We start from the raw sequence: 21,676 nt of genomic DNA, 5'->3' as shown, positions 1-21,676 counted from the left end.
TTATGTTTGAATGGATTGCCGATCCCGAAGCCTGGATCGCATTATTAACGCTTACCGCATTAGAAATTGTATTAGGCATTGATAATATTATTTTTATCAGCATTTTAGTCGGTCGACTGCCCGAATCCCAACGCCAAATGGGGCGCATTTTAGGCCTAGGGTTGGCTATGTGTACGCGGATTTTACTGCTTTTATCCCTTGCCTGGGTAATGCGTTTAACTACTCCGCTGTTTACCCTGTTTGAGCAGCAAATCTCCGGACGGGATTTGATTCTGCTGTTCGGCGGTTTATTCCTTGTGGCCAAAAGTACCCATGAAATCCATGCCACCATGCACCCGGACGAGGGAGAAGACGAAACCAAAGGGAAAAAAATCAGCTTCCTTGGCACTTTGATGATGATCGCAATTCTCGACATCATCTTCTCGTTAGATTCCGTTATTACGGCGGTAGGTATGGCAAACAACGTTGAAGTAATGATTATCGCCATTATTATCGCCGTAGGCGTGATGATGCTCGCGGCAAAACCAATCGGTGATTTCGTGGAAAACAATCCGACGCTGAAAGTTTTAGCTTTGTCTTTTCTGATTTTAATCGGTGTGACCCTCATTGCCGAAAGCTTAGATTTCCATATTCCTAAAGGATACATTTATTTCGCCATGGCGTTCTCCGTCACGGTAGAGATGATTAACCTTAGAACCCGTAAACACTTAACAATCAAAGAATAATCAAGCTCAAAGTGCGGTAAAAAATATTGAAATTTTTACCGCACTTTTTCGTTCTCCGGTCAAACCTTCGACGCCTTGAATTTTACCGATAGATAAAATTCAACCATCTTGTGATCTAAATCACAAAAATCAAACTTAAAAAAATTTTTTCAAAACTATTGCATTTCGAATTTTGCAAATAAAACAATAACTAACAAGTCTATCGTCTGAAACACATCCTTTTCTAGTGATTGAAATTCTATTTATTTCTATATATAGTGTCCGGCAATTCAATAAAACACTACATATAGATTAAAAAGGTACTTGCTATGGGTTCATTTTTCATTATTAAACGTGACGGTTCACGTGCTTCTTTTGAAATTCAACGCATTATTAATGCCATTAAAAAAGCGGCAAAAGCGGTAGGTATTGATGACGAGCGTTTTTGTCATCTCGTCAGTCAGCAGGTTTTTGACGAAATTTTTCAGCATAACCAAAATGAAATTGACATCAGCCGGATTCAGCAATTTGTGGAAAATAAACTGATGGCAAGCGCTTATCCTCAGGTTGCCCGCGCTTATATCGAATATCGCCACGACCGCGATTTGGCCCGTGAAAAACGCAGTCAGCTAACTAAAGATATCGAAGGGTTAATTGAACAAAGCAACGTTGAAATCTTAAATGAAAACGCCAATAAAGATGCGAAAATCATTCCGACTCAACGGGATTTATTAGCCGGTATCGTGGCAAAACATTATGCCAAATCCCATATTCTGCCCCGTGATGTGGTAGAAGCGCATGAAAAAGGGGAAATCCATTATCACGATTTAGATTATTCACCGTTTTTCCCGATGTTTAACTGTATGTTGGTTGACCTTAAAGGTATGCTGACACAAGGTTTTAAAATGGGTAATGCGGAAATCGAACCGCCTAAATCTATCGGTACCGCAACGGCGGTAACGGCGCAAATTATTGCTCAAGTGGCAAGCCATATTTACGGCGGAACGACCATTAACCGTATTGATGAAGTGCTGGCGCCTTATGTGCAACTGAGTTATGAAAAACATTTAAAACATGCGCAGGAATGGAATGTGCCGGATCAAAAAGCCTACGCCGACGCATTAATTGAAAAAGAATGTTTTGACGCTTTCCAATCTTTGGAATATGAAATTAATACGCTGCATACTTCAAACGGGCAAACGCCGTTTGTAACCTTAGGTTTCGGCTTAGGCACAAGCTGGCAGGAAAGATTAATTCAAAAATCTATTTTGAAAAACCGTATCCGCGGCCTAGGAAAAAATCACAAAACGCCGGTTTTCCCGAAATTAGTGTTCACCATTAAACGCGGAATCAACCAGTCGCCGAAAGATCCGAACTACGATATTAAACAGCTTGCGCTGGAATGCGCGTCTAAACGCATGTATCCGGATATTTTAAACTACGAACAAGTGGTGAAAGTCACGGGTTCCTTTAAAGCGCCGATGGGTTGTCGCAGCTTCTTAGGCGCTTATGAAGAAAACGGTGAATTAGTCCACGACGGCCGTAATAATTTAGGTGTGGTAAGCATCAATTTACCGCGTATCGCCATTGAAGCAAAAGGCGACGAACAGCGCTTTTATGAAATTTTGGATCAGCGTCTTGCGGTGACCAAAAAAGCCTTAATGACGCGCATTGCCCGTTTGGAAAATACCAAAGCCCGCGTGGCGCCGATTCTTTATATGGAAGGCGCTTGCGGTGTGCGCTTAAAAGCCGATGACAATATCGCCCAAATATTTAAAAACGGACGCGCCTCCGTTTCATTAGGCTATATCGGCATTTACGAAACAATCAATGCGCTCTATAACCAAGGCCATATTTACGACAACGAAATGTTGCGTGAAAAAGGCGTTCAAATTGTTGAATACCTAAGCAAAGCGACCAAAGAATGGCAAAAAGAAACGGGTTACGCATTCAGCCTTTACTCAACGCCGAGCGAAAATCTCTGCGATCGTTTCTGCCGATTAGATACCAAACAATTCGGCGTAATAGAAGGCGTAACGGATAAAGGCTATTACACAAACAGCTATCATTTAGACGTTGAGAAAAAAGTTAATCCTTATGACAAACTCGACTTTGAAATGCCGTACCCGTCTTTAGCCAGCGGCGGTTTTATTTGTTACGGTGAATACCCGAATATTCAACATAACTTAAAAGCCCTCGAAGACGTGTGGGATTACAGCTACGACCGTGTACCTTACTATGGTACGAATACGCCGATTGACGAATGTTATGAATGCGGTTTTACCGGAGAATTCGAATGTACTAGCAAAGGTTTCACTTGTCCGAGATGCGGTAACCACGATAGCGAAAAAGTATCGGTAACCCGTCGAGTATGCGGCTATTTGGGCAGCCCGGATGCCAGACCGTTTAATGCAGGTAAACAGGAAGAAGTAAAAAGACGGGTGAAACATATGTAACGCTTGTTCCTTTTCTTTGCGTTGACAAAAAAGGAACCAAAAGAAAAGCAACCCTATTTGCCTTTTATCCTGAAAACGGGGGTAATTTGCTAAACGGAAAATATCGAACTCGCTACGCTCAAATAAGCGCGATATATTCTACAAATTATCCCATTTTTATGGCGGCAAACAAGGGAACCCCGCAAGTGACATTTATAAAACTTCGGGAAAATTAACCGCACTTTTTTTTAGGGTGTATTTCTTTGCTTACTTTCTTTGTACAAGCAAAGAAAGTAAGAGAATGTTATGAATTATCTACAATATTACCCCGTCGATATCGTTAACGGCGAAGGTACGCGCTGTACGCTTTTTGTCAGCGGTTGCACACACGCCTGTAAAGGCTGTTATAACCAAAAAAGCTGGTCATTCAGTGCGGGGGTACCTTTTGATAACGCCATGGAAGAACAAATCCTCAAGGATTTAAAAGATACCAGAATTAAACGCCAAGGCTTATCCCTTTCCGGCGGCGACCCGCTCCACCCCCTCAATGTGGAAACCCTATTGCCTCTGGTGCAACGCATAAAACGGGAGTGCCCGGATAAAGATATTTGGTGTTGGACGGGCTATAAACTGGAAGAATTAGATGATTATCAACGCAAAATGTTGCCTTATATTGATGTGTTGATAGACGGCAAATTTGTTCAGGAATTAGCTGACCCCGCATTAGTATGGCGAGGTTCCTCCAATCAGATTGTGCATAGATTCAGATCCAACGAATTCTAAAATTCTCTGTTTAATGGCAAAAGTGCGGTAAAAATTACCGCACTTTTCTTCTATTTCTACTCGACTCTGTTAACCGTTAAACGCATAATCCTTCAATGCCGGTTGACTAAAATATTGTTTATCTTCCCAACGCAGCATAGTCATGCGGTTGTTCCACACGCAGCCGGTATCCAGCGCATAAATATGATGGGGAGTCGGAGTATCTACCAGACTTGCCCAGTGTCCGAAAATAATATCCACTTGTTTATAGAGCGGATTAGACAAATTAAACCAGGGCGTTAATTCTTCCGGCGCCTTATCTACGGGCGATTTACAGTCAAAATCCAGACGATGATCACGGTAACAAAAACGCATTCGGGTAAATACGTTAATAATGTAACGCAGGCGCTCAATGCCAGTTAAATCGGCAGACCATAAATCCGGCCGGCTATCATACATTTGGCTTAATAAATGACAATAGTCCCCCTGTTGCAGCACATTTTCCACTTCTTTCGCACAGGCTTGAGCGGTATTTATATCCCAATCGGGCGAAATTCCCGCATGAGTCATTACCCAGTTCTGTTTCGCATTATAAACAAGCAACGGCTGGTGACGCAGCCAATGGATAAGTTCCTCAAAATCTTCCGCGTGAAAGATGGCGTCAACTCTGTCTCTTGACTTGACCTTTTTAATACCAAACGCGGTGGCAAGCAAATGCAGGTCATGATTTCCTAACACGGTTTGTGCGGATTTTCCTAGGGACTTCACCAAACGCAAACAATCTAAAGATTTGTCTCCGCGGGCAACCAAATCGCCCACCAAATAAAGCAAATCTTGAGTCGGATCAAACTGCACTTTTTCCAACAAACGCTGTAGTTCGTCATAACAACCTTGCAAATCGCCCACAAAATACGTTGCCATAAGTTATCCTTTTTTATAAAAAATAATGGCGAACCTCGTCCGCCATTCATTAACGTTTATTCTTCGTTTTCTTCGATAATTTCATCGCGACGCACATCAGCGGGCGGATTATCCGCCAACCAGTTTGCTAAACGAGCGTAATCCGCAATGGAAAGATTTTCCGCACGAGCGGTTAAATCGATATTTAATGCCGTTAATTGCTCGGGCGTAAATAAAGTGGAAAGCGCATTACGCAAAGTCTTACGACGTTGGTTAAACGCCTGACTGGTTACTCGGTTTAACCAATATAAATCTTTCACCGGATGAGGCAATTCTTTATGGGGAATTAACCGCACCACAGCCGAATCCACTTTAGGAGCAGGTTTAAACGCCGTCGGCGGTACTTCAAGCACAGGCATTACCTGGCAAAAATATTGCGTCATAATGGTTAAACGACCGTAAGCTTTGCTGTTTGGCGCCGCACAAAGGCGTTTTACCACTTCTTTTTGCAGCATAAAGTGCATATCCTGGATTTTATCGTAGAATTTCAATAAATGAAAAATCAGCGGCGTCGAAATATTATAAGGCAAATTACCGAACACCCGTAATTTCTGACCTTGCTCAGCTAAATGTTCGTCTTCATATAATTTACCGAAATCAAATTGCATGGCATCAGTTTCGATCACGTTTAATTTTTGGTGTAAAAACGGGTGATGACGCAAACGCTGTGCCAAATCGCGGTCAAGCTCAACCACTGTCAAACGATCCGTTTGATCGGCGACAGGCTCGGTCAATGCCCCAAGTCCCGGCCCGATTTCAACCAGAAACTGGCCTTTTTGTGGGTAAATTGCCGCAACAATGCCTTGAATCACATTATCATCATGCAGGAAGTTTTGCCCGAAACGCTTACGGGCGGTATGGCCTAAATGTCTTTTTGAATTCATATCAATTAAAAAATTAATGCAGTATTACTGCATAAAGTTATGGGATTTAAGTGAAAGGGTTCACCGCAAAAAATATCGGCTATTATATAATAAAAAAACCCGGCAAACGCCGGGATTAATCAATTATTTTACAAGATATTTAATTTCCGCACCTTTACGCAATGCTTTGACCCAGTCTTTAGCGTCATCCTGCAGCTGCTGATTAACCAAAGTCTCATAGGCTTTTTGACGATATGCCGCTTCCGTCATATCACCTTGGCGGGTATCCGTAACTTCTAAAATATGCCAACCGAATTGTGTTTTAAACGGCGCCGAAATTACGCCTTTTTTAGTGGCTTTAATCACTTGCCCGAATGCCGGATCATAAATTTCCGGGAAAGCGTAACCTAAATCACCGCCATTTGCGCCGGACAGATAATCTTTTGAATAATCTTTTGCCGCCGCGGCAAAAGTGGTTTTACCGGACTGAATATCGGAACGAATCTGATTTAATTGCGCTTTTGCCTGTGTATCATTTAATAACGGATTTAATTTTAACAAAATATGGCGAACCTGATATTCCGTTCCCGTTACCTGAGCTTTTTTGCCTTGCGTCTTTGCCTGTTCTAACATTTGTTTACTTAATGTTTCCACTTGCTCGCGGGTCACATCAATATTTTTGCCGATAGAACGATTACGCACTTCCGCCATCATCAGTTGATTACGGATATTATTACGGAATTTTGTGATACCTATTCCTTGATAATCTAAAGCATCAAGCAATTGACCGTAGGTCATATTGTTTTGCGCAGCAATATTCTCAACAATTTTATCAAGTTGCCCTTCGCTGATATGCACATTCGCTTCTTTAACCGCTTTTTGCACTAACATATCATCAATGATCTTATCTAATGCCTTAGCGCGATTAGTCGCATTATTAGCTTGTTTGCCCAAAGCGCGTTTAAGCTGGCTTTCCAAAATCGGCGTACCGTCAACGGTCGCAACCACCTGTTCCACCGCCTGAACGTTCACTGAAACGGCAAACATGCCAATCATCACTAAAAGAAGAGATTTTAAATTACCTGGTTTCATCATTATTCCGTTGTTAAAATTTAATAAATTACGCTCGTTAGAAACACTTTTTAATAAAAAGTTCAAAGATAAAAGCTTATTTTGAAATAAGCGCCACTTCGTAGCAACCGTCAAACTTCATAGTACGTACTTGTACTTTTTCACTACGGCTGGTCGGTACGTTTTTTCCCACATAATCGGCACGAATCGGCAATTCGCGATGCCCGCGATCCACAAAAATCACTAATTCGACCTTTGCCGCCCGACCAAAATCCACCAAAGCGTCTAACGCGGCACGAATGGTGCGACCGGTGAATAATACGTCGTCAATAAGAATCACCGTTTTATTTTGTACGCTGATAAATTCCGATGCGCCGCTATATACCGGCGACTGACTGGCAGGTTCCACATACTCTAAATCATCACGATAAAAGGTGATATCAAGATCAATCGAAGGCAGACTTTGCCCGCTCAATTCATTGATTTTACGCTTAATCAGATCGGCGATTTCGGCACCGCGACGCTTGATTCCCACGATCACGAGATCATTTAAATTCTGATGTTTTTCAATGATCTCATGGGAAATACGAGAAATTGTGCGCATGAACTGACTTTCATCGATAATAATTTTTTCCATAAAATATAAACAACCCCTTATTCAATAAAATTGACGAGATCTACTATATCAAAATTCCAGAAAAAAGCACCGCACTTTAGGAAATTTATTCTGCGGCGTAACCGTTTTCCGCTAAAAGCTGACCGTCTAAATAAGCTTTGCCGCCCGCTTCTTTTAAGCGCCCGTCAACAAACCACTTCACTACCAAAGGGTAGATCTGCAATTCCTGAATTTTCACCCGCTCTTCCACATCTTCAATTCGGTCATCGGGGAAAATAGGTACTTTAGCTTGCAGAATAACCGCGCCGCCGTCCATTTTTTCATTAACAAAATGCACCGTGGTGCCATGTTCCGAATCGCCGGCTTCAATAGCTTTTTGATAGGTGTTTAAGCCGGGATATTTAGGCAATAAGGAAGGGTGAATATTGAGAATTTTGCCGGCAAAATGTCGGGTAAAACCGGCAGTTAAAATTTTCATATACCCTGCAAGCACGATTAAGTCTGCGGCAATTCCGTCAATATAATCCGAAATTGCCCTATCCATTTGGCTATTATCGGCATAATTTTTTCGCTCAAAAACTGCGGTCGGAATTCCCGAATTTTTCGCACGTATCAGCCCGTAAGCATCGGCTTTATTACTTATCACCGCGGCAACCTGTGCGTTTATTTTTCCTGCCTTGCAGGCATCCATAATAGCTTGCAGATTTGTTCCCTGCCCTGAAATTAAGACGACGATTTTTTTCATCGGTTTTACTTTCCTGAAAGATAAAAAGCCTAATCAAGAGGATTAGGCTTCAACATAAAATACAAATTAACGAATGATAACTTGCTCTTCACCGGCATTTAAAGGTTCAACCTGACCGATTAACCAAGCATTTTCACCAGCTGCTTTCAGCACCTGCAACGCTTTTTCCGCATCGGCTTGAGGAAGCGCAATAACCATGCCGACGCCGCAATTAAACGTACGGTACATTTCATGGCGGGTAATATTGCCCTGTTCCTGCAACCATTTAAAGACAGGCTGCCATTCCCAGCTGTTTTCACTAATCACTACTTTCACATCCTCCGGTAACACGCGCGGAATATTTTCCCAGAAACCGCCGCCGGTTAAGTGAGCAATAGCGTGAACGTCAACATGTTCGATTAATTCTAAAACGGATTTCACATAGATTTTTGTCGGCGCCAACACCTGATCCGCCAGCGGGCGACCCGCCAATTGTTCGGTAGCCGGATTTACGCCCGCCACTTCAATAACTTTACGAATTAAAGAATAACCGTTTGAATGCGGACCGCTGGAACCGAGCGCAATTAAGGCGTCGCCGGCTTTTACTTTACTGCCGTCAATGATTTTCGCCCGTTCAACCACACCCACGCAGAAACCGCCAAGGTCATAATCGCCCGCATGATACATGCCCGGCATTTCGGCGGTTTCGCCGCCGATTAACGCACAACCGGATTGCACGCAGCCTTCGGCGATACCGGCAACCACATCGGTGGCGACATCAACATCTAATTTACCCGTTGCATAATAATCTAAGAAAAATAAAGGCTCCGCGCCTTGCACAACCAAATCGTTAACACACATGGCAACCAAGTCGATACCGATGGTATCGTGCTTGTTTAAATCAATAGCCAGACGTAATTTCGTGCCTACGCCGTCGGTACCCGAAACTAATACGGGCTCTTTATATTTGGTCGGTAACGCACATAATGCGCCAAAACCGCCTAATCCGCCGATAACTTCCGGACGAGTCGTACGTTTCACGTGTGGTTTGATACGATCCACCAACGCATTACCTGCGTTAATATCGACACCGGCGTCTTTATAACTTAATGATTGTTTGCTCACGGTTGTTTCCTATAATTTAGCAGTCAAAAACAAATTCAGGCGCTATTGTAGCATGCTTACGTAATCGTTTGCGATACTTGTTGGAAAAGAAATATAAATTTATTTGACGGCGAACATTTCGCAACTATTCCGCCAGATTTGCTGCTGAATCTGCGCCGGCGGTTCGCTTCTTAATTCGCATAAATACCGAAAGGTTTGTACTAAACGTTCCGAGCGGTTTGCTTCGCCCTGAAAGCCGAACACCGGCATATCCGGCGTATCGGTTTCCAGCAATAAACTATCTAACGGCAGTTTTGCAATAGCCTGTCTTGTTTTATTGGCGCGTAGGTAGCTAATCACGCCGCCCACGCCGATTTTATACCCGAGGTCCACAAAATTTTTAGCCTGTTGATAGCTACCGGAAAAACCGTGCAATACGCCGCATTTCGGTAATCGGATTCGTTTAAGAAAAGTAAAAAGCTGATCATGGGATTTTCGGCTGTGCAAATTTACCGGCAGTTTATATTGCTTTGCCAAATATAATTGCGCTTCTAAAAAATCGCATTGCTTGCGCCACAATTCATCACTGATTAATTCACTGACACTGCGTTCTAAACCGATTTCTGAAAGTGCGGTCAGATTTTGCGGATTTTTCTGCAAATAAGCTTCCAATTCATCTAAATGGCTTTTTTGATGATTTTTAATAAACAGCGGGTGTAAACCCAAACCGCAATATAAATGCCGGGGGAAAAGCTCGGTCATATTAAGAATATTTTCGAAATCCCGTGCCATCACCGCCACAATCAGGATTTTTTGCACATCCGCGTTTAACGCATTCTCCATCAATACAGATAAAGGCGTGTTTGTAGTACGTTGCAGATAATCAAGGTGCGTGTGGGTATCAAAAAAAGCCACTATCTATTTCCTACAAAAAAGCACGAGAACTCCCGTGCTTATCCGTTATTCAACAGTTACCGATTTAATAACGACGTCTTCCTTAGGCACATCCCGGTGCATTCCCACCCGACCGGTCGCCACTTTGGCGATTTTATCCACGACGTTCATGCCTTCCGTTACCTTACCGAATACCGCATAACCCCAACCTTGCTGGCTTTCTTCGGTAAAATTCAGGAAATCGTTATCCTGCAGATTAATAAAAAACTGCGCAGTGGCGGAATGAGGCGCCGATGTGCGCGCCATGGCAATAGTACCTCGCAGATTTTTCAACCCGTTATTAGCTTCATTTCGGATGGCTTCATTCGTTTTTTTCTGATTCATACCCGGCTCAAAGCCACCGCCCTGAATCATAAATCCATCAATAACACGATGAAAAATCGTATTATCATAAAAGCCCGTTTGTGCGTAATCCAAGAAATTTTTACTGGAAACCGGCGCTTTTTTTTCATTAAGCGCAATTTTTATATCGCCATAATTGGTATGTAAGGTTACATTTTTTGCATTCGCGTTAAACACGAAAAATAAGGCAAAAAGTGCGGTCAAAAATTTAAATTTTTTCATATCTATTCACAATCCTGATTTGCACGATTCTGTTTGCCGTGCTTTATCAAATAAATTAAACATTTCAGACGGCGCAATCCGAAGCCTGCACCGTCAAATAAAATAACGGGTTATTCCACCGTCACCGAAGTAATAACTACATCTTCTTTCGGCACGTCCTGATGAAAACCGGCATTACCTGTTTTCACGCCTTTGATTTTATCCACTACATCCATGCCTTCAACCACTTCACCGAATACGGCATAGCCCCATTCCTGCACAACTTCACGTCCGAACATTTCTTTCGCGCGATAATCAAGGAAAGCGTTGTCCGCCACGTTAATAAAAAATTGCGCCGTTGCGGAATGTGGATCGGAAGTACGCGCCATCGCAATGGTGCCGCGTTTGTTGCTTAAACGGTTGTTCGCTTCGTTTTTGATTGGCGCTTTGGTATTTTTTTCACGCATCCCCGGTTCCATACCGCCGCCCTGAATCATAAAACCGTCAATAACACGGTGGAAAATTGTGTTATTATAAAAACCCTCTTTACAATAAGCTTCAAAATTTGCCGCAGTTTCCGGTGCTTTTTCATGATTTAAGGCGATTTTGATGTCGCCGAAATTGGTATGTAATGTAACCATTGTGTTTTCCTTATAAAAATGAATGGGAATTTGGTTGCGCATTATTCCATAAAAAGCCGTTTAGTGCTATAAAGTACGGTCAGATTTCACTGAATTTGTAGATGTCAATAATGAAAAAATGTATCTATTGCCAACAAGAAAAAAATGAAAATTGTTTTTCTCTAGAACATGTAATTCCACAATTCCTAGGCGGTGCATTGGTTTCTGATAAATTTAAAACTCACTATGTATGTAAATCATGTAACAATAATTTAGGTTTATTTGTTGATGCATCTTTCGAAAAGGATTGGCTAGTACATAATCATTTAATTACTGAATTTAGTGATTTCTTCGACCCTAAAAATATAACCGGTCTTCCATTATACTATATGGGAGCTGACACAATACAACCGCCCAAAATGCCAGATAATCACATATGTGAATTATTTTTAGGTCCGTTGGGGGAGCTAATATTCTGGATTAGAGCTGAAGATGAGCGTTTATACTGGTATGTAGGTGGAAACCCTAGGACGGCAAAAGAAAAGCTGACAACTGCATATTTTCTATGTACAGAAAGAACTTTGAAAAATCCTTTGTTATCTTTACTCTCTTTTAAATTAGCATTTGAAAATAAAAGAGTCCGTAAAATTATGTGTACCGAGGTCACTGATTGTGACTTAAAACAATTTGGATTTTCAATGCCTGATGAAGTAGACATAGAAAGAATAGAGTTTTTTAAGAATAATATTAATCGCGGACAATTAAAGTTTTCAAAAAATATAAACTATGATCAACGTTTTATGGCGAAGTTATCTATTGGTATTCTTCATTGCTTATTTCCAAACTCAATTTTTTCCAATCAATACTTTACCGAAATGTATAAGGGCTTATGGTATAGAGGTAATGAAGATTTTCCTGATATTAGAGGATGTTCCGAAGCTGATGATAAACTTAAAGAACTCTTAGGTGTACCATCAGGAATTGCTATATCTGTAATGTGTATTGATAATACGATAGCATTAAATTTAAATATTGCTCAAAAACTTCACTGGACAATAAAATGTGCGGATATTGAAGAGTTAAATGAAAAAGATAAGCATATTATAGATGATCAAGGGAGAGTATTCATTATTTATCGAGCTATTAATAAATATATTGAATTACCTATGCTAGAATTCATAATGCACAAAACAAAAAATTGTATAAATCAAGAGTTAAAAGAAATCGAAGATATTCTTTTCGAACGAAAAGATTATTTTAAAAACTTATAAAGAGAACATATGCTAAAAATTTTCAATACCCTTACCCGCGAAAAAGAAGAATTTAAACCCATAAACCCGAATAAAGTGGGTATGTATGTGTGTGGCGTCACCGTTTATGACTTGTGCCATTTCGGCCACGGCCGCACCTTTGTTTCCTTTGATGTAATTACTCGTTACCTTCGTTATCTTGGTTATGATTTGCGTTATGTTCGTAACATCACCGATGTGGATGACAAAATAATTAAACGTGCGTTGGAAAATAATGAAACCTGCGATCAGTTGGTCGAGCGTATGATCGCGGAAATGCATAAGGATTTTGATGCGTTAAATATTTTACGACCGGACGTAGAACCGCGCGCCACCAAGCATATTCCTGAAATTATCGCTATGGTCGAAACTTTGATTCGGCGCGGACATGCTTATGTGGCGCAAGACGGCGATGTGATGTTCGATGTGGAATCTTTCCAAAAATACGGCGCGCTTTCCCGCCAGAATCTTGAACAACTTCAGGCTGGCGCCCGGGTTGAAATTAAATCCGTGAAGAAAAATCCGATGGATTTCGTACTCTGGAAAATGTCGAAACCGAATGAACCGAGCTGGGATTCCCCTTGGGGAAAAGGCCGCCCGGGCTGGCATATCGAATGTTCCGCGATGAACGGCAAGGAACTTGGTAATCATTTCGATATTCACGGCGGCGGTTCGGATTTAATGTTCCCGCACCACGAAAACGAAATCGCCCAATCCTGCTGCGCTCATGACGGCGAATATGTGAACTACTGGCTGCATACCGGTATGCTCACGATTAACGAAGAAAAAATGTCCAAATCCCTTAATAATTTCTTCACCATTCGCGATATTTTGACTAAATATGATGCGGAAAGCGTGCGTTATTTCTTTTTAACCGCGCAATACCGCAGCTTGCTGGATTACAGCGAAGAAAATATCGGCCTGGCGCGTAAAGCCCTGGAGCGTTTATATACCGCTCTTCGCGGTTGTGAAACGGTAGAAATTCCGGCAGAAGACCAATATGTGATTGATTTCAAAACCGCAATGGATGACGATTTCAACACCCCGGGCGCTTTAGCCGTATTGTTTGAATTGGCACGGGAAATCAATAAGTTAAAAACCGAAGATCAAACAAAAGCCAATCAACTTGCCAGTCGCTTAAAACAACTTGCCGGCGTATTAGGTTTATTGGAGCAAGCTCCGGAAACCTTTTTACAAGGCGATGCGGCGGATGCCGAAGTCAGTAAAATCGAAGCTTTAATCAAACGGCGTAATGAGGCCCGCGCGGCGAAAGACTGGGCGGCCGCCGACGCCGCCCGCAACGAATTAACCGCTATGGGCGTTGTGTTGGAAGACGGGGCAAAAGGTACTACTTGGCGTAAGCTGTAAACCTTAATCGACTCAAAAGTGCGGTGAAAATTTTCAAAATTTCTACCGCACTTTTTCTTTATCTACATAGGCTGAAATAAACTTGTTTTTTGCCTGAAATCCGTAATAAATCTCTTTTAATATCCGTCATTTATTTTATGTAACGTTTCGATATAAAAATATTGTCGTTCTCCTGTTGAATTGTTTTAGCTAATGGTGTTAAATCTGCACTATTATTAAGCTCTGTTTATCTTTTATAAACAGACCCTAAGGTTTCTATTTTTAGTTGTAAGGCAGAATATCATGTGTCAAATGTTAGCTATGAACTGTAATACTCCGACGGATATCGTATTTTCTTTCGAAGGATTTCGTCGTCGTGCAGGCATGACAGACAGCCATTCCGATGGTTTTGGTATCGCATTTTTTGAAGGTAAGGGCGTGCGGGTTTTTCGTGACGATCAACCGGGCGCGGTTTCGCCCATTGCCGATTGCGTAAAACAATATCATATAAAATCGTTAAATGTTATCGCCCATATCCGCAAAGCGACGCAGGGTGTTGTCAATATTGAAAATACTCATCCTTTTATCCGTGAAATATGGGGTGAAAACTGGGTTTTTGCCCACAACGGCAATTTGAATGCACTACCGGATTTATCCAGCTGCTATTGTACGCCTATCGGCGATACGGATTCCGAAGCGGCATTTTGCTATATTGCGGCAAAATTAAAAGAGCGTTTTTGCCGTAAACCGACGGAAAACGAAATTTTCGATACCATTAAAGAATTGGCGGCGGAACTTGCCCAACACGGTACCTTTAACTTTATTCTTTCAAACGGGCAATGGATGATCGCCCACTGTTCGACCAATTTGCATTATCTCACCCGACAGGCGCCTTTTGGCGTAGCGCAGCGCATTGACGACGACGGGATAATCGATTTCAGTAATTATGCAAAAGATACGGACAAAGTCACCATTATCACCACCTTTCCGTTAACCAAAGATGAAATCTGGGCGAAAATGGAACACGGCGGTATGGTAATGTTTAAAGACGGCGTTAAAATCCGTGAAGCCATCGGTACGCCGAAAGAAGCGGTGGATGACGGCACTTTAGGTTGTACAAAAATCGCCGCTTAACCCTTATCCCTCATAAAAATCGAAAAGTGCGGTCAAAAATCCGGAAATTTCGTTTATCGGGCGAAAATCACGGAAAAATGACCGCACTTTGGTAATTTATTGATTTTTTGTTATACTTTGTCGCCCAATTAACTTAGAAGGAAAAATGAATGGATCAAATGCCTAAATGTCCGAAATGTAATGGCGAATATGTATATCACGATAGCGTAAATTTTGTGTGCCCCGATTGTAGTTATGAATGGTCGGGTGAAGACGCTGCCGAAGAGGAAGAAACAAAAGTCTGGAAAGATAGCAACGGCAATGTTTTACAAGACGGTGACGATGTAATTTTAGTTAAAGACCTGAAAGTAAAAGGTTCTTCCATCGTATTAAAAAAAGGAACGAAAGCGAAAAATATTCGTTTAGTTGACGGTGATCATGATGTGGATTGCAAAATAGACGGTCAACCTTTCTCGCTGAAATCGGAGTTCCTGAAAAAAGCATAAGTTTCAATATCGGGTCTGTCTATCTCTGGTGAACAGACCCGATTTGTATTCACAAGGTACGCCCTATCATAATTTCTACGCCCCCTTCTCCTCCCTGATCAGATACTTTTTAAACAAAGTTCTGATACTATTCTTATTATAATTATCAAAAATGTGATCTGCTTCAAATAATCCGAAAATATCTTAGCTGAAACGTGTTCAGTTAAACTAAATAGGTATAAAATTGCGCCCACTATTAATTTGACAAAAATGTTAAGGAGTCTAAATGACTATTGCTATCATCATAGCAACACATGGCGTGGCGGCAGAGCAATTGCTCAAAACCACCGAAATGCTCATTGGCGAGCAGGAAAATGTTGCTACTATTGATTTTGTTCCCGGTGAAAATGCTGAAACAATTATGGGCAAATACCAAGAGAAACTGGCAACAACATTATCACATTGTGATCAGGTGTTGTTCTTAGTGGATACCTGGGGCGGTAGCCCGTTTAACGCGGCAAACCGCGTATCTGAGGGCAACGAAAACATGGATATTGTAACCGGTGTCAACGTACCTATGTTGGTGGAAACCTTTATGGCGCGCGATGATAATCCGAGTTTGCAGGAACTTGTGGCAATTGCCTTAGAAACCGGTCGTACCGGCGTGCGAGCGTTACGTTACGAAGAACCGGAAGAAGCGCCGGTGGAACAAGCACAGCCGGTACCGGCCGCCGCACCGACTGCACAACCGAATGTAGTAACCAATAAAGAAGGTCACTTAGAAATCGGTTTGGCGCGTATTGACGACCGTTTAATCCATGGTCAGGTAGCGACCCGTTGGACCAAAGAAAGCCGGGTAACCCGTATCGTGGTAGTAAACGATGATGTGGCGAAAGATTCAGTGCGTTCAACCATGTTGAAAAGCGTCGCGCCTCCGGGTGTGACCGCTCATGTGGTGAATGTAGATAAAATGATCCGTGTTTATAACAATCCTGAATATGCGGGCGAGCGTATGATGTTGTTATTCACTAACCCGACCGATGTGGTAAAACTCATGCAGGCGGGTGTGGAATTTAAATCAATCAATATCGGCGGCATGGCATATAAAGACGGTAAACAAATGATTACCAGCGCCGTAGCGGTAGACAGTCAGGATATTGATGCATTCAAAATCCTTGATGCAAAAGGTATTGAACTTGATGTTCGTAAAGTTTCAAACGATGCGCGTCAGTACATGATGGATTTATTAAAGAAAAATAACTTAATCTAAGGAAAAACAAATGGAAATTTCAACTTTACAAGTCATTCTTGTATTCCTTGTATCCTGCGTTTGCGGTGCAGGTTCGATTCTTGATGAGTTCCAAACTCATCGTCCGTTAATTGCCTGTACCTTAATCGGTCTTGTACTTGGCGATATGACAACAGGTATCATCGTAGGCGGTTCTCTTGAACTATTAGCCTTAGGCTGGATGAATATCGGTGCGGCGCTTGCACCGGATGCGGCGCTTGCTTCCGTAATTTCAACAATCTTGGTTATTGTGGGCGGTCAGGATATTTCGACAGGTATTGCGGTTGCAATTCCGCTTGCGGCTGCAGGTCAGGTATTAACTTATGTGGTTCGTGCAATTACCGTCGGTTTCCAACACGCGGCGGATAAATCCGTTGAAGACGGTAATCTTGCCCGTCTGGACTGGATTCACTTCGGCGCGCTAATGTTACAGGCAATGCGTATTGCAATTCCGGCTTTAATCGTTGCCTTAACCGCCGGTACGGATGTAGTTCAAACTATGTTAAATGCGATTCCGCCGGTTGTAACTACAGGTCTTAAAATCGCCGGTGGTTTTATTGCGGTAGTCGGTTATGCGATGGTTATCAATATGATGCGCGCAGGTCACTTAATGCCATTCTTCTATGCAGGTTTTGTTATTGCGGCATTCACCGATTTCAACTTAGTTGCTCTTGGCGTATTAGGTACGATTATGGCTGTTATTTATATCCAAATTCATCCTAAATACAACAAAAGCCAACAAGTTGTGGTAGCGGCGGCTTCAAACAATGACCTTGATAACAGATTAGATTAATGGGGAAAACAAAATGACAACTGAAATCAAAAAAGTAACAAAAAGCGATTTAAATTCTGTTGTTCTTCGTTCTAACCTTTTCCAAGGTTCATGGAACTTCGAACGTATGCAGGCACTTGGGTTTATGTACTCAATTTCACCGGTAATCAAACGCTTATATCCGGATCCGAATTCACAAGAACGTAAAGACGCCATTAAACGCCACCTTGAATTCTTTAACACTCAACCGTTCGTTGCCGCGCCGGTTTTAGGCGTAACCATTGCGATGGAAGAAGAGCGCGCAAACGGCAAACCGATCGACGATGCGGCAATCAATGGTATCAAAGTCGGTCTAATGGGGCCGTTAGCCGGTGTAGGCGACCCAATTTACTGGGGTACGGCACGTCCGGTATTTGCGGCGCTTGGTGCGGGTCTTGCATTAAGCGGCAGCATTTTAGGTCCGTTACTTTTCTTCGTATTGTTTAACCTTGTTCGTTTGGCAACCCGTTACTACGGCGTAACCTACGGCTACAAAAAAGGCTTGGACGTAGTACAGGATATGAGCGGCGGTTTGCTGCAAAAATTAACCGAAGGCGCATCTATTCTCGGTTTATTTATCATGGGTGCCCTGGTACAGAAATGGACCAGCATTAATGTTCCGCTTGTGGTTTCTACCATTCAAAAACAAGACGGTACAACAGAAATTACAACGGTGCAAAGCATCCTTGATAGTTTAATGCCGGGTTTATTACCGTTGCTCTTTACCTTTGCCTGTATGTGGCTATTGCGTAACCGGGTGAATGCGCTTTGGATTATCGTCGGTTTCTTCGTGATCGGTATCTTTGGCGCGTGGACGGGTATTTTAGCCTAGTCAAAAGCTGTTATAATCGGCACGTTCATTCCGGTGGACGTGCCTTTTTAATTTTTACGAAATAAAACTTATGACGAATACAATTCTTCTCATCTGCATTATCCTGTTTTTTGCCTACGCCTTCTATGATCAGTTCGGTATGGATAAACGTAAAGGCGAAACAAAACTCAAAGTGCGGTTAAAAAAACAGGCAAAAATTGATGCCGTTATTTTTGTGATACTCATCGCCTGCTTATTTGCTTATCAATCAAAAGAATCTTTACTCAATATAGATTCCTTCACTATCTTCTTATTGGCAACCGCCGTGGTGCTCGCCGTTTACACCGCATTTATCCGCTCGCCTATGCTGATTTTGAAAGAGAAAGGGTTTTTCTACAGCAATTTATTTATCGAATATGATAAAATCCGTCAGCTTAATTTAGCCGAAGGAAATATTTTCGTAGTGGATCTCACCAACGGCAAACGTTTATTACTACCGATCGCCGATGAACGGGACAAAGAAAAAATCGTCACTTTTTTTGGCGGATATAAAGAACATAAACAGGAAAACAAATAATGACTGGCATTTATAAACTAACGGGCAGCCTGCAACATTATGTGTGGGGCGGTCATGATTACCTTCCGGAATTACTTCACATCAAAAAAGAGCCTAATCAATATTATGCGGAATGGTGGCTGGGCGCCCATAGCTCCTCACCTTCAACAATTGAAGTGGAAGAAAAACAGCTTTCGTTGATTGATTTTATCGGGCAGCATCCCGAAGTTTTAGGCAGCCAAAGCCGCGCCCTGTTTGGCGATGAACTGCCTTATTTGCTGAAAATTTTAGATGTTAAAAAACCGCTTTCCATTCAATTGCACCCGACCAAAAAACAGGCGGAAATCGGTTTTGCCGAAGAAAATTCAAAAGGTATTGATTTAAAGGATGCAAAACGTACCTACAAGGATAACAATCACAAACCGGAAATGATGATTGCCCTTTCCGATTTCTGGTTATTGCACGGTTTTAAAACCAAAGAAAAAATCATTGAAACCTTAAAAAACCGCCCAACTCTGACCGCACTTTTAAGCAAGCTGGAAACTCAGGATATGCACGGTTTCTATGCGGATATTATGCAGGCAAGTCAAACGGAACTGGCAAATTGGCTGTTACCGATTATTGAATCGAATAAAATCGCTTATGAAAAAGGCGAGCTTTCCTTGGAAAATCCGGATTATTGGGTACTTTACGCTATGGAAGCCATGGAAATCTCCCCTGAAAAACTGGATTCCGGATTAATCTGCTTCTATCTTTTCAACATTGTTCATACTAAAACGGGCGAAGGCATTTATCAGGATGCGGGGATTCCCCATGCCTATTTGCGCGGGCAAAACATTGAGTTAATGGCTTGTTCGGATAACGTTATCCGCGGAGGATTAACACCGAAACACGTGGATATTCCGGCGCTTTTAGAAGTGATTGACTGCCGCGAAGTGGTGCCTGAAATTATTCCCCCGGCTCCGCAGGAAAACGGCGCCTTCATTTACAGTACGCCGGCAAAAGATTTTGCGCTGGAAAATGTGCGCTATGATGCGGGCATAAAGATTGAAAGCAAGGCGGAGAACGCCACAATTATTTTTGTGATGCAAGGTACATTAAAAATTTCGCAAAAAAATACCGCACTTTTTCTCAAACAAGGAGAATCTGCATTTATCTGCGCCGATACGCAATATCGAATTGAAGGTATCGAGCAAGGTTATTGCGTACTTTCAAAACTGCCCTAAAATTTGACGAAAATAAACCGCACTTCGATTCGTTAGGATCAAAGTGCGGTTATTTTTTTAAGATTTTTACCAGCGATAACGGTGATGATGATAACCGTAACCGATGCTCGGCACAATTACCACATTACCCGGTCTGACTGTCTGTCTTGTGTCTAGCCGATCTTGTCTTCTTGTATCGCTGACATTCATCGGCGTATCTACCACAGGTTGCTCTTTTACTCGTTGAGCCGCCGGCACCGTATTACCGCCATATACTTTATTTTGATAATGCCGCACGGTCTGCATATCTAAAGGCGCTTGCGGGCGATTTTCAACGGGTGATGAACAAGCAATCACCCCGGCTGACACAACAAAAGCAGCAATAATCGTTTTTTTCATTATCTTCTCCCTAAAGAGCCTTTATCGGCATATGCCCTTAGACAATATGTTCTCTCTTGCGTTCACATTCTTTGTTGCCAAATCCTTACCGTATTTTTCTTCGTCTTGATGGATTTCTTTTAATATCTTCGGATCATGAATATTAAAAATCGGCGCATATTGAACGTTTTTTGGCGAAGCATGGGCGTAAATGGTAGCGCCTGTTATGCTGGCATAATAATCATCAGACGCATCATCCACATAATAAGTGGTGGAATCCGTAAGTTCTACCCCATTACTGGATTGATAACCGCGACAAATCCCGGCATTCGATTCAAATATGGTATGAGAACTATGGTTCTCACTGATTTCATAAACTTCGAATTCAACGCTGTTGGCTAATTCATTTACATCTTTAGAATTATTTGGATCTAATTGCTGGCTTTTTCCATAGCTCATGTATGTTTTTTCCGCCCGTTCGGTATTTTCAGTGAAAATATTCTTTCCGCGCGCATAAGCCGGTGATAATGTTATTCCTGCTGAGAAAACGGCCAATGTCAATATCACAGGAAATTTAGTTATATTCATTTCACCCTCCTTTGAATGAATTAAATTCATATAATTCCAATGGCAAATTATCAGGATCCTTAAAAAAAGTAAATTTTTTCCCGGTTAATTCATCGATTCGAATATCTTCACATTCAATTTGTTGAGTTTTTAAATATTGTACGGCTTCTTCAATATCCTTAACTTTAAATGCTAAATGACGTAATCCGCACGCTTCCGGCATGGTTAAACGACTGGGGGAAGAAGGAAAAGAAAACAACTCTATTTGACTTCCGTCAGCAAATTTAAGATCTAATTTATAACTATGGCGAGAAGCGCGATATGTTTCCTCAATTACTTCAGCCCCAAGAATCTGGGTATAAAAATATTTTGATTTCTCATAATCGGATACAATAATCGCAATATGATGGAATCCGCTAAACAGTGAAGCCAAATTAAATTCCCCTTAATCAGGATCTGTTTATCTTCTA

Annotated in this window: 24 protein-coding genes; 12 read left to right on the top strand and 12 right to left on the bottom strand. The window is 41.9% G+C overall.

The annotated features are described in order from the left end of the window. Positions 1-2: 2 nt before the first annotated feature. The 3 genes from A4G13_RS01040 to nrdG all read left to right on the top strand — a co-directional run bounded on the left by A4G13_RS01040 (position 3) and on the right by nrdG (position 3,922). Positions 3-725, top strand: a complete 723-nt coding sequence (locus tag A4G13_RS01040; protein WP_011199813.1) for a TerC family protein — start codon at positions 3-5, stop codon at positions 723-725. A 308-nt stretch (positions 726-1,033) separates the two neighbouring features. Beyond that, positions 1,034-3,160 (top strand): anaerobic ribonucleoside-triphosphate reductase, encoded by a 2,127-nt coding sequence (gene nrdD, locus A4G13_RS01035; RefSeq protein ID WP_090654382.1) that lies wholly within the window; start codon positions 1,034-1,036, stop codon positions 3,158-3,160. A gap of 285 nt (positions 3,161-3,445) precedes the next feature. Beyond that, positions 3,446-3,922, top strand: coding sequence for an anaerobic ribonucleoside-triphosphate reductase-activating protein (gene nrdG, locus A4G13_RS01030; RefSeq protein ID WP_011199811.1), 477 nt, complete (start codon positions 3,446-3,448; stop codon positions 3,920-3,922). 69 nt (positions 3,923-3,991) lie between these two features. On the opposite strand, the gene apaH is transcribed toward nrdG, so the two are convergent. The 9 genes from apaH to A4G13_RS00985 form a co-directional block, all read right to left on the bottom strand. Further along, positions 3,992-4,822, bottom strand: a complete 831-nt coding sequence (gene apaH / locus A4G13_RS01025; RefSeq protein ID WP_090654379.1) for a bis(5'-nucleosyl)-tetraphosphatase (symmetrical) ApaH — start codon at positions 4,820-4,822, stop codon at positions 3,992-3,994. Positions 4,823-4,878: 56 nt separating this feature from the next. Next, on the bottom strand, positions 4,879-5,745 hold the full coding sequence (rsmA, locus tag A4G13_RS01020; RefSeq protein ID WP_011199809.1) for a 16S rRNA (adenine(1518)-N(6)/adenine(1519)-N(6))-dimethyltransferase RsmA: 867 nt from the start codon (positions 5,743-5,745) through the stop codon (positions 4,879-4,881). Positions 5,746-5,868: 123 nt separating this feature from the next. Continuing rightward, complete coding sequence (locus A4G13_RS01015; protein ID WP_090654377.1) at positions 5,869-6,816, bottom strand: peptidylprolyl isomerase; 948 nt, start codon at positions 6,814-6,816, stop codon at positions 5,869-5,871. 76 nt (positions 6,817-6,892) lie between these two features. Further along, on the bottom strand, positions 6,893-7,432 hold the full coding sequence (pyrR, locus tag A4G13_RS01010) for a bifunctional pyr operon transcriptional regulator/uracil phosphoribosyltransferase PyrR (RefSeq protein ID WP_011199807.1): 540 nt from the start codon (positions 7,430-7,432) through the stop codon (positions 6,893-6,895). Positions 7,433-7,517: 85 nt separating this feature from the next. Continuing rightward, positions 7,518-8,156 (bottom strand): phosphoribosylglycinamide formyltransferase, encoded by a 639-nt coding sequence (gene purN, locus A4G13_RS01005; RefSeq protein ID WP_011199806.1) that lies wholly within the window; start codon positions 8,154-8,156, stop codon positions 7,518-7,520. A 66-nt stretch (positions 8,157-8,222) separates the two neighbouring features. Beyond that, positions 8,223-9,260, bottom strand: a complete 1,038-nt coding sequence (purM, locus tag A4G13_RS01000) for a phosphoribosylformylglycinamidine cyclo-ligase (RefSeq protein ID WP_090654375.1) — start codon at positions 9,258-9,260, stop codon at positions 8,223-8,225. Between the two features lie 99 nt (positions 9,261-9,359). Continuing rightward, positions 9,360-10,154, bottom strand: a complete 795-nt coding sequence (locus A4G13_RS00995) for a TatD family hydrolase (protein WP_090654373.1) — start codon at positions 10,152-10,154, stop codon at positions 9,360-9,362. Between the two features lie 45 nt (positions 10,155-10,199). Further along, the gene (locus A4G13_RS00990; RefSeq protein ID WP_011199803.1) at positions 10,200-10,757 is read right to left on the bottom strand and encodes a peptidylprolyl isomerase; all 558 of its coding nucleotides are present in this window, start codon (positions 10,755-10,757) and stop codon (positions 10,200-10,202) included. A 110-nt stretch (positions 10,758-10,867) separates the two neighbouring features. Continuing rightward, positions 10,868-11,377: a peptidylprolyl isomerase gene (locus tag A4G13_RS00985; RefSeq protein WP_041639576.1), complete on the bottom strand. Its 510-nt coding sequence runs from the start codon at positions 11,375-11,377 to the stop codon at positions 10,868-10,870. Between the two features lie 110 nt (positions 11,378-11,487). Between A4G13_RS00985 and A4G13_RS00980 the strand changes: the two genes are divergently transcribed. The 9 genes from A4G13_RS00980 to manA all read left to right on the top strand — a co-directional run bounded on the left by A4G13_RS00980 (position 11,488) and on the right by manA (position 20,282). Continuing rightward, positions 11,488-12,627, top strand: coding sequence for an HNH endonuclease (locus A4G13_RS00980; protein WP_165898010.1), 1,140 nt, complete (start codon positions 11,488-11,490; stop codon positions 12,625-12,627). 9 nt (positions 12,628-12,636) lie between these two features. Continuing rightward, complete coding sequence (cysS, locus tag A4G13_RS00975) at positions 12,637-14,013, top strand: cysteine--tRNA ligase (RefSeq protein WP_090654369.1); 1,377 nt, start codon at positions 12,637-12,639, stop codon at positions 14,011-14,013. Between the two features lie 282 nt (positions 14,014-14,295). Further along, on the top strand, positions 14,296-15,126 hold the full coding sequence (locus A4G13_RS00970; RefSeq protein ID WP_011199800.1) for a class II glutamine amidotransferase: 831 nt from the start codon (positions 14,296-14,298) through the stop codon (positions 15,124-15,126). A gap of 149 nt (positions 15,127-15,275) precedes the next feature. Beyond that, the gene (locus tag A4G13_RS00965; RefSeq protein ID WP_090654367.1) at positions 15,276-15,611 is read left to right on the top strand and encodes a zinc ribbon domain-containing protein YjdM; all 336 of its coding nucleotides are present in this window, start codon (positions 15,276-15,278) and stop codon (positions 15,609-15,611) included. A gap of 265 nt (positions 15,612-15,876) precedes the next feature. Continuing rightward, positions 15,877-16,860, top strand: coding sequence for a PTS mannose transporter subunit IIAB (gene manX / locus A4G13_RS00960; RefSeq protein WP_090654365.1), 984 nt, complete (start codon positions 15,877-15,879; stop codon positions 16,858-16,860). A 10-nt stretch (positions 16,861-16,870) separates the two neighbouring features. Further along, positions 16,871-17,671, top strand: coding sequence for a PTS mannose/fructose/sorbose transporter subunit IIC (locus A4G13_RS00955; protein WP_011199796.1), 801 nt, complete (start codon positions 16,871-16,873; stop codon positions 17,669-17,671). 13 nt (positions 17,672-17,684) lie between these two features. Beyond that, entirely contained in the window at positions 17,685-18,521 is an 837-nt protein-coding gene (locus A4G13_RS00950) for a PTS mannose transporter subunit IID (RefSeq protein WP_011199795.1), read from the top strand. A 70-nt stretch (positions 18,522-18,591) separates the two neighbouring features. Then, positions 18,592-19,077: a DUF986 family protein gene (locus A4G13_RS00945; RefSeq protein WP_090654363.1), complete on the top strand. Its 486-nt coding sequence runs from the start codon at positions 18,592-18,594 to the stop codon at positions 19,075-19,077. Then, positions 19,077-20,282 (top strand): mannose-6-phosphate isomerase, class I, encoded by a 1,206-nt coding sequence (gene manA / locus A4G13_RS00940; RefSeq protein ID WP_090654361.1) that lies wholly within the window; start codon positions 19,077-19,079, stop codon positions 20,280-20,282. Before A4G13_RS00945 ends, manA begins: the two co-directional genes overlap by 1 nt. 66 nt (positions 20,283-20,348) lie before the next feature. Here manA and A4G13_RS00935 read toward each other — a convergent pair whose 3' ends face one another. Genes A4G13_RS00935 through gloA2 form a run of 3 tightly spaced genes read right to left on the bottom strand, consistent with a single transcriptional unit; the run spans position 20,349 to position 21,639 of the window. After that, on the bottom strand, positions 20,349-20,660 hold the full coding sequence (locus A4G13_RS00935) for a hypothetical protein (protein WP_011199792.1): 312 nt from the start codon (positions 20,658-20,660) through the stop codon (positions 20,349-20,351). 21 nt (positions 20,661-20,681) lie between these two features. Beyond that, positions 20,682-21,227: a DUF8095 domain-containing protein gene (locus tag A4G13_RS00930; RefSeq protein ID WP_243739737.1), complete on the bottom strand. Its 546-nt coding sequence runs from the start codon at positions 21,225-21,227 to the stop codon at positions 20,682-20,684. 1 nt (position 21,228) lies between these two features. Further along, positions 21,229-21,639 (bottom strand): SMU1112c/YaeR family gloxylase I-like metalloprotein, encoded by a 411-nt coding sequence (gene gloA2 / locus A4G13_RS00925; protein WP_090654359.1) that lies wholly within the window; start codon positions 21,637-21,639, stop codon positions 21,229-21,231. Between the last annotated feature and the right edge of the window lie 37 nt (positions 21,640-21,676).

The organism is Basfia succiniciproducens (assembly GCF_011455875.1).
GTDB lineage: Bacteria > Pseudomonadota > Gammaproteobacteria > Enterobacterales > Pasteurellaceae > Basfia > Basfia succiniciproducens.
This window is presented reverse-complemented; position numbering and strand designations above follow the sequence as displayed.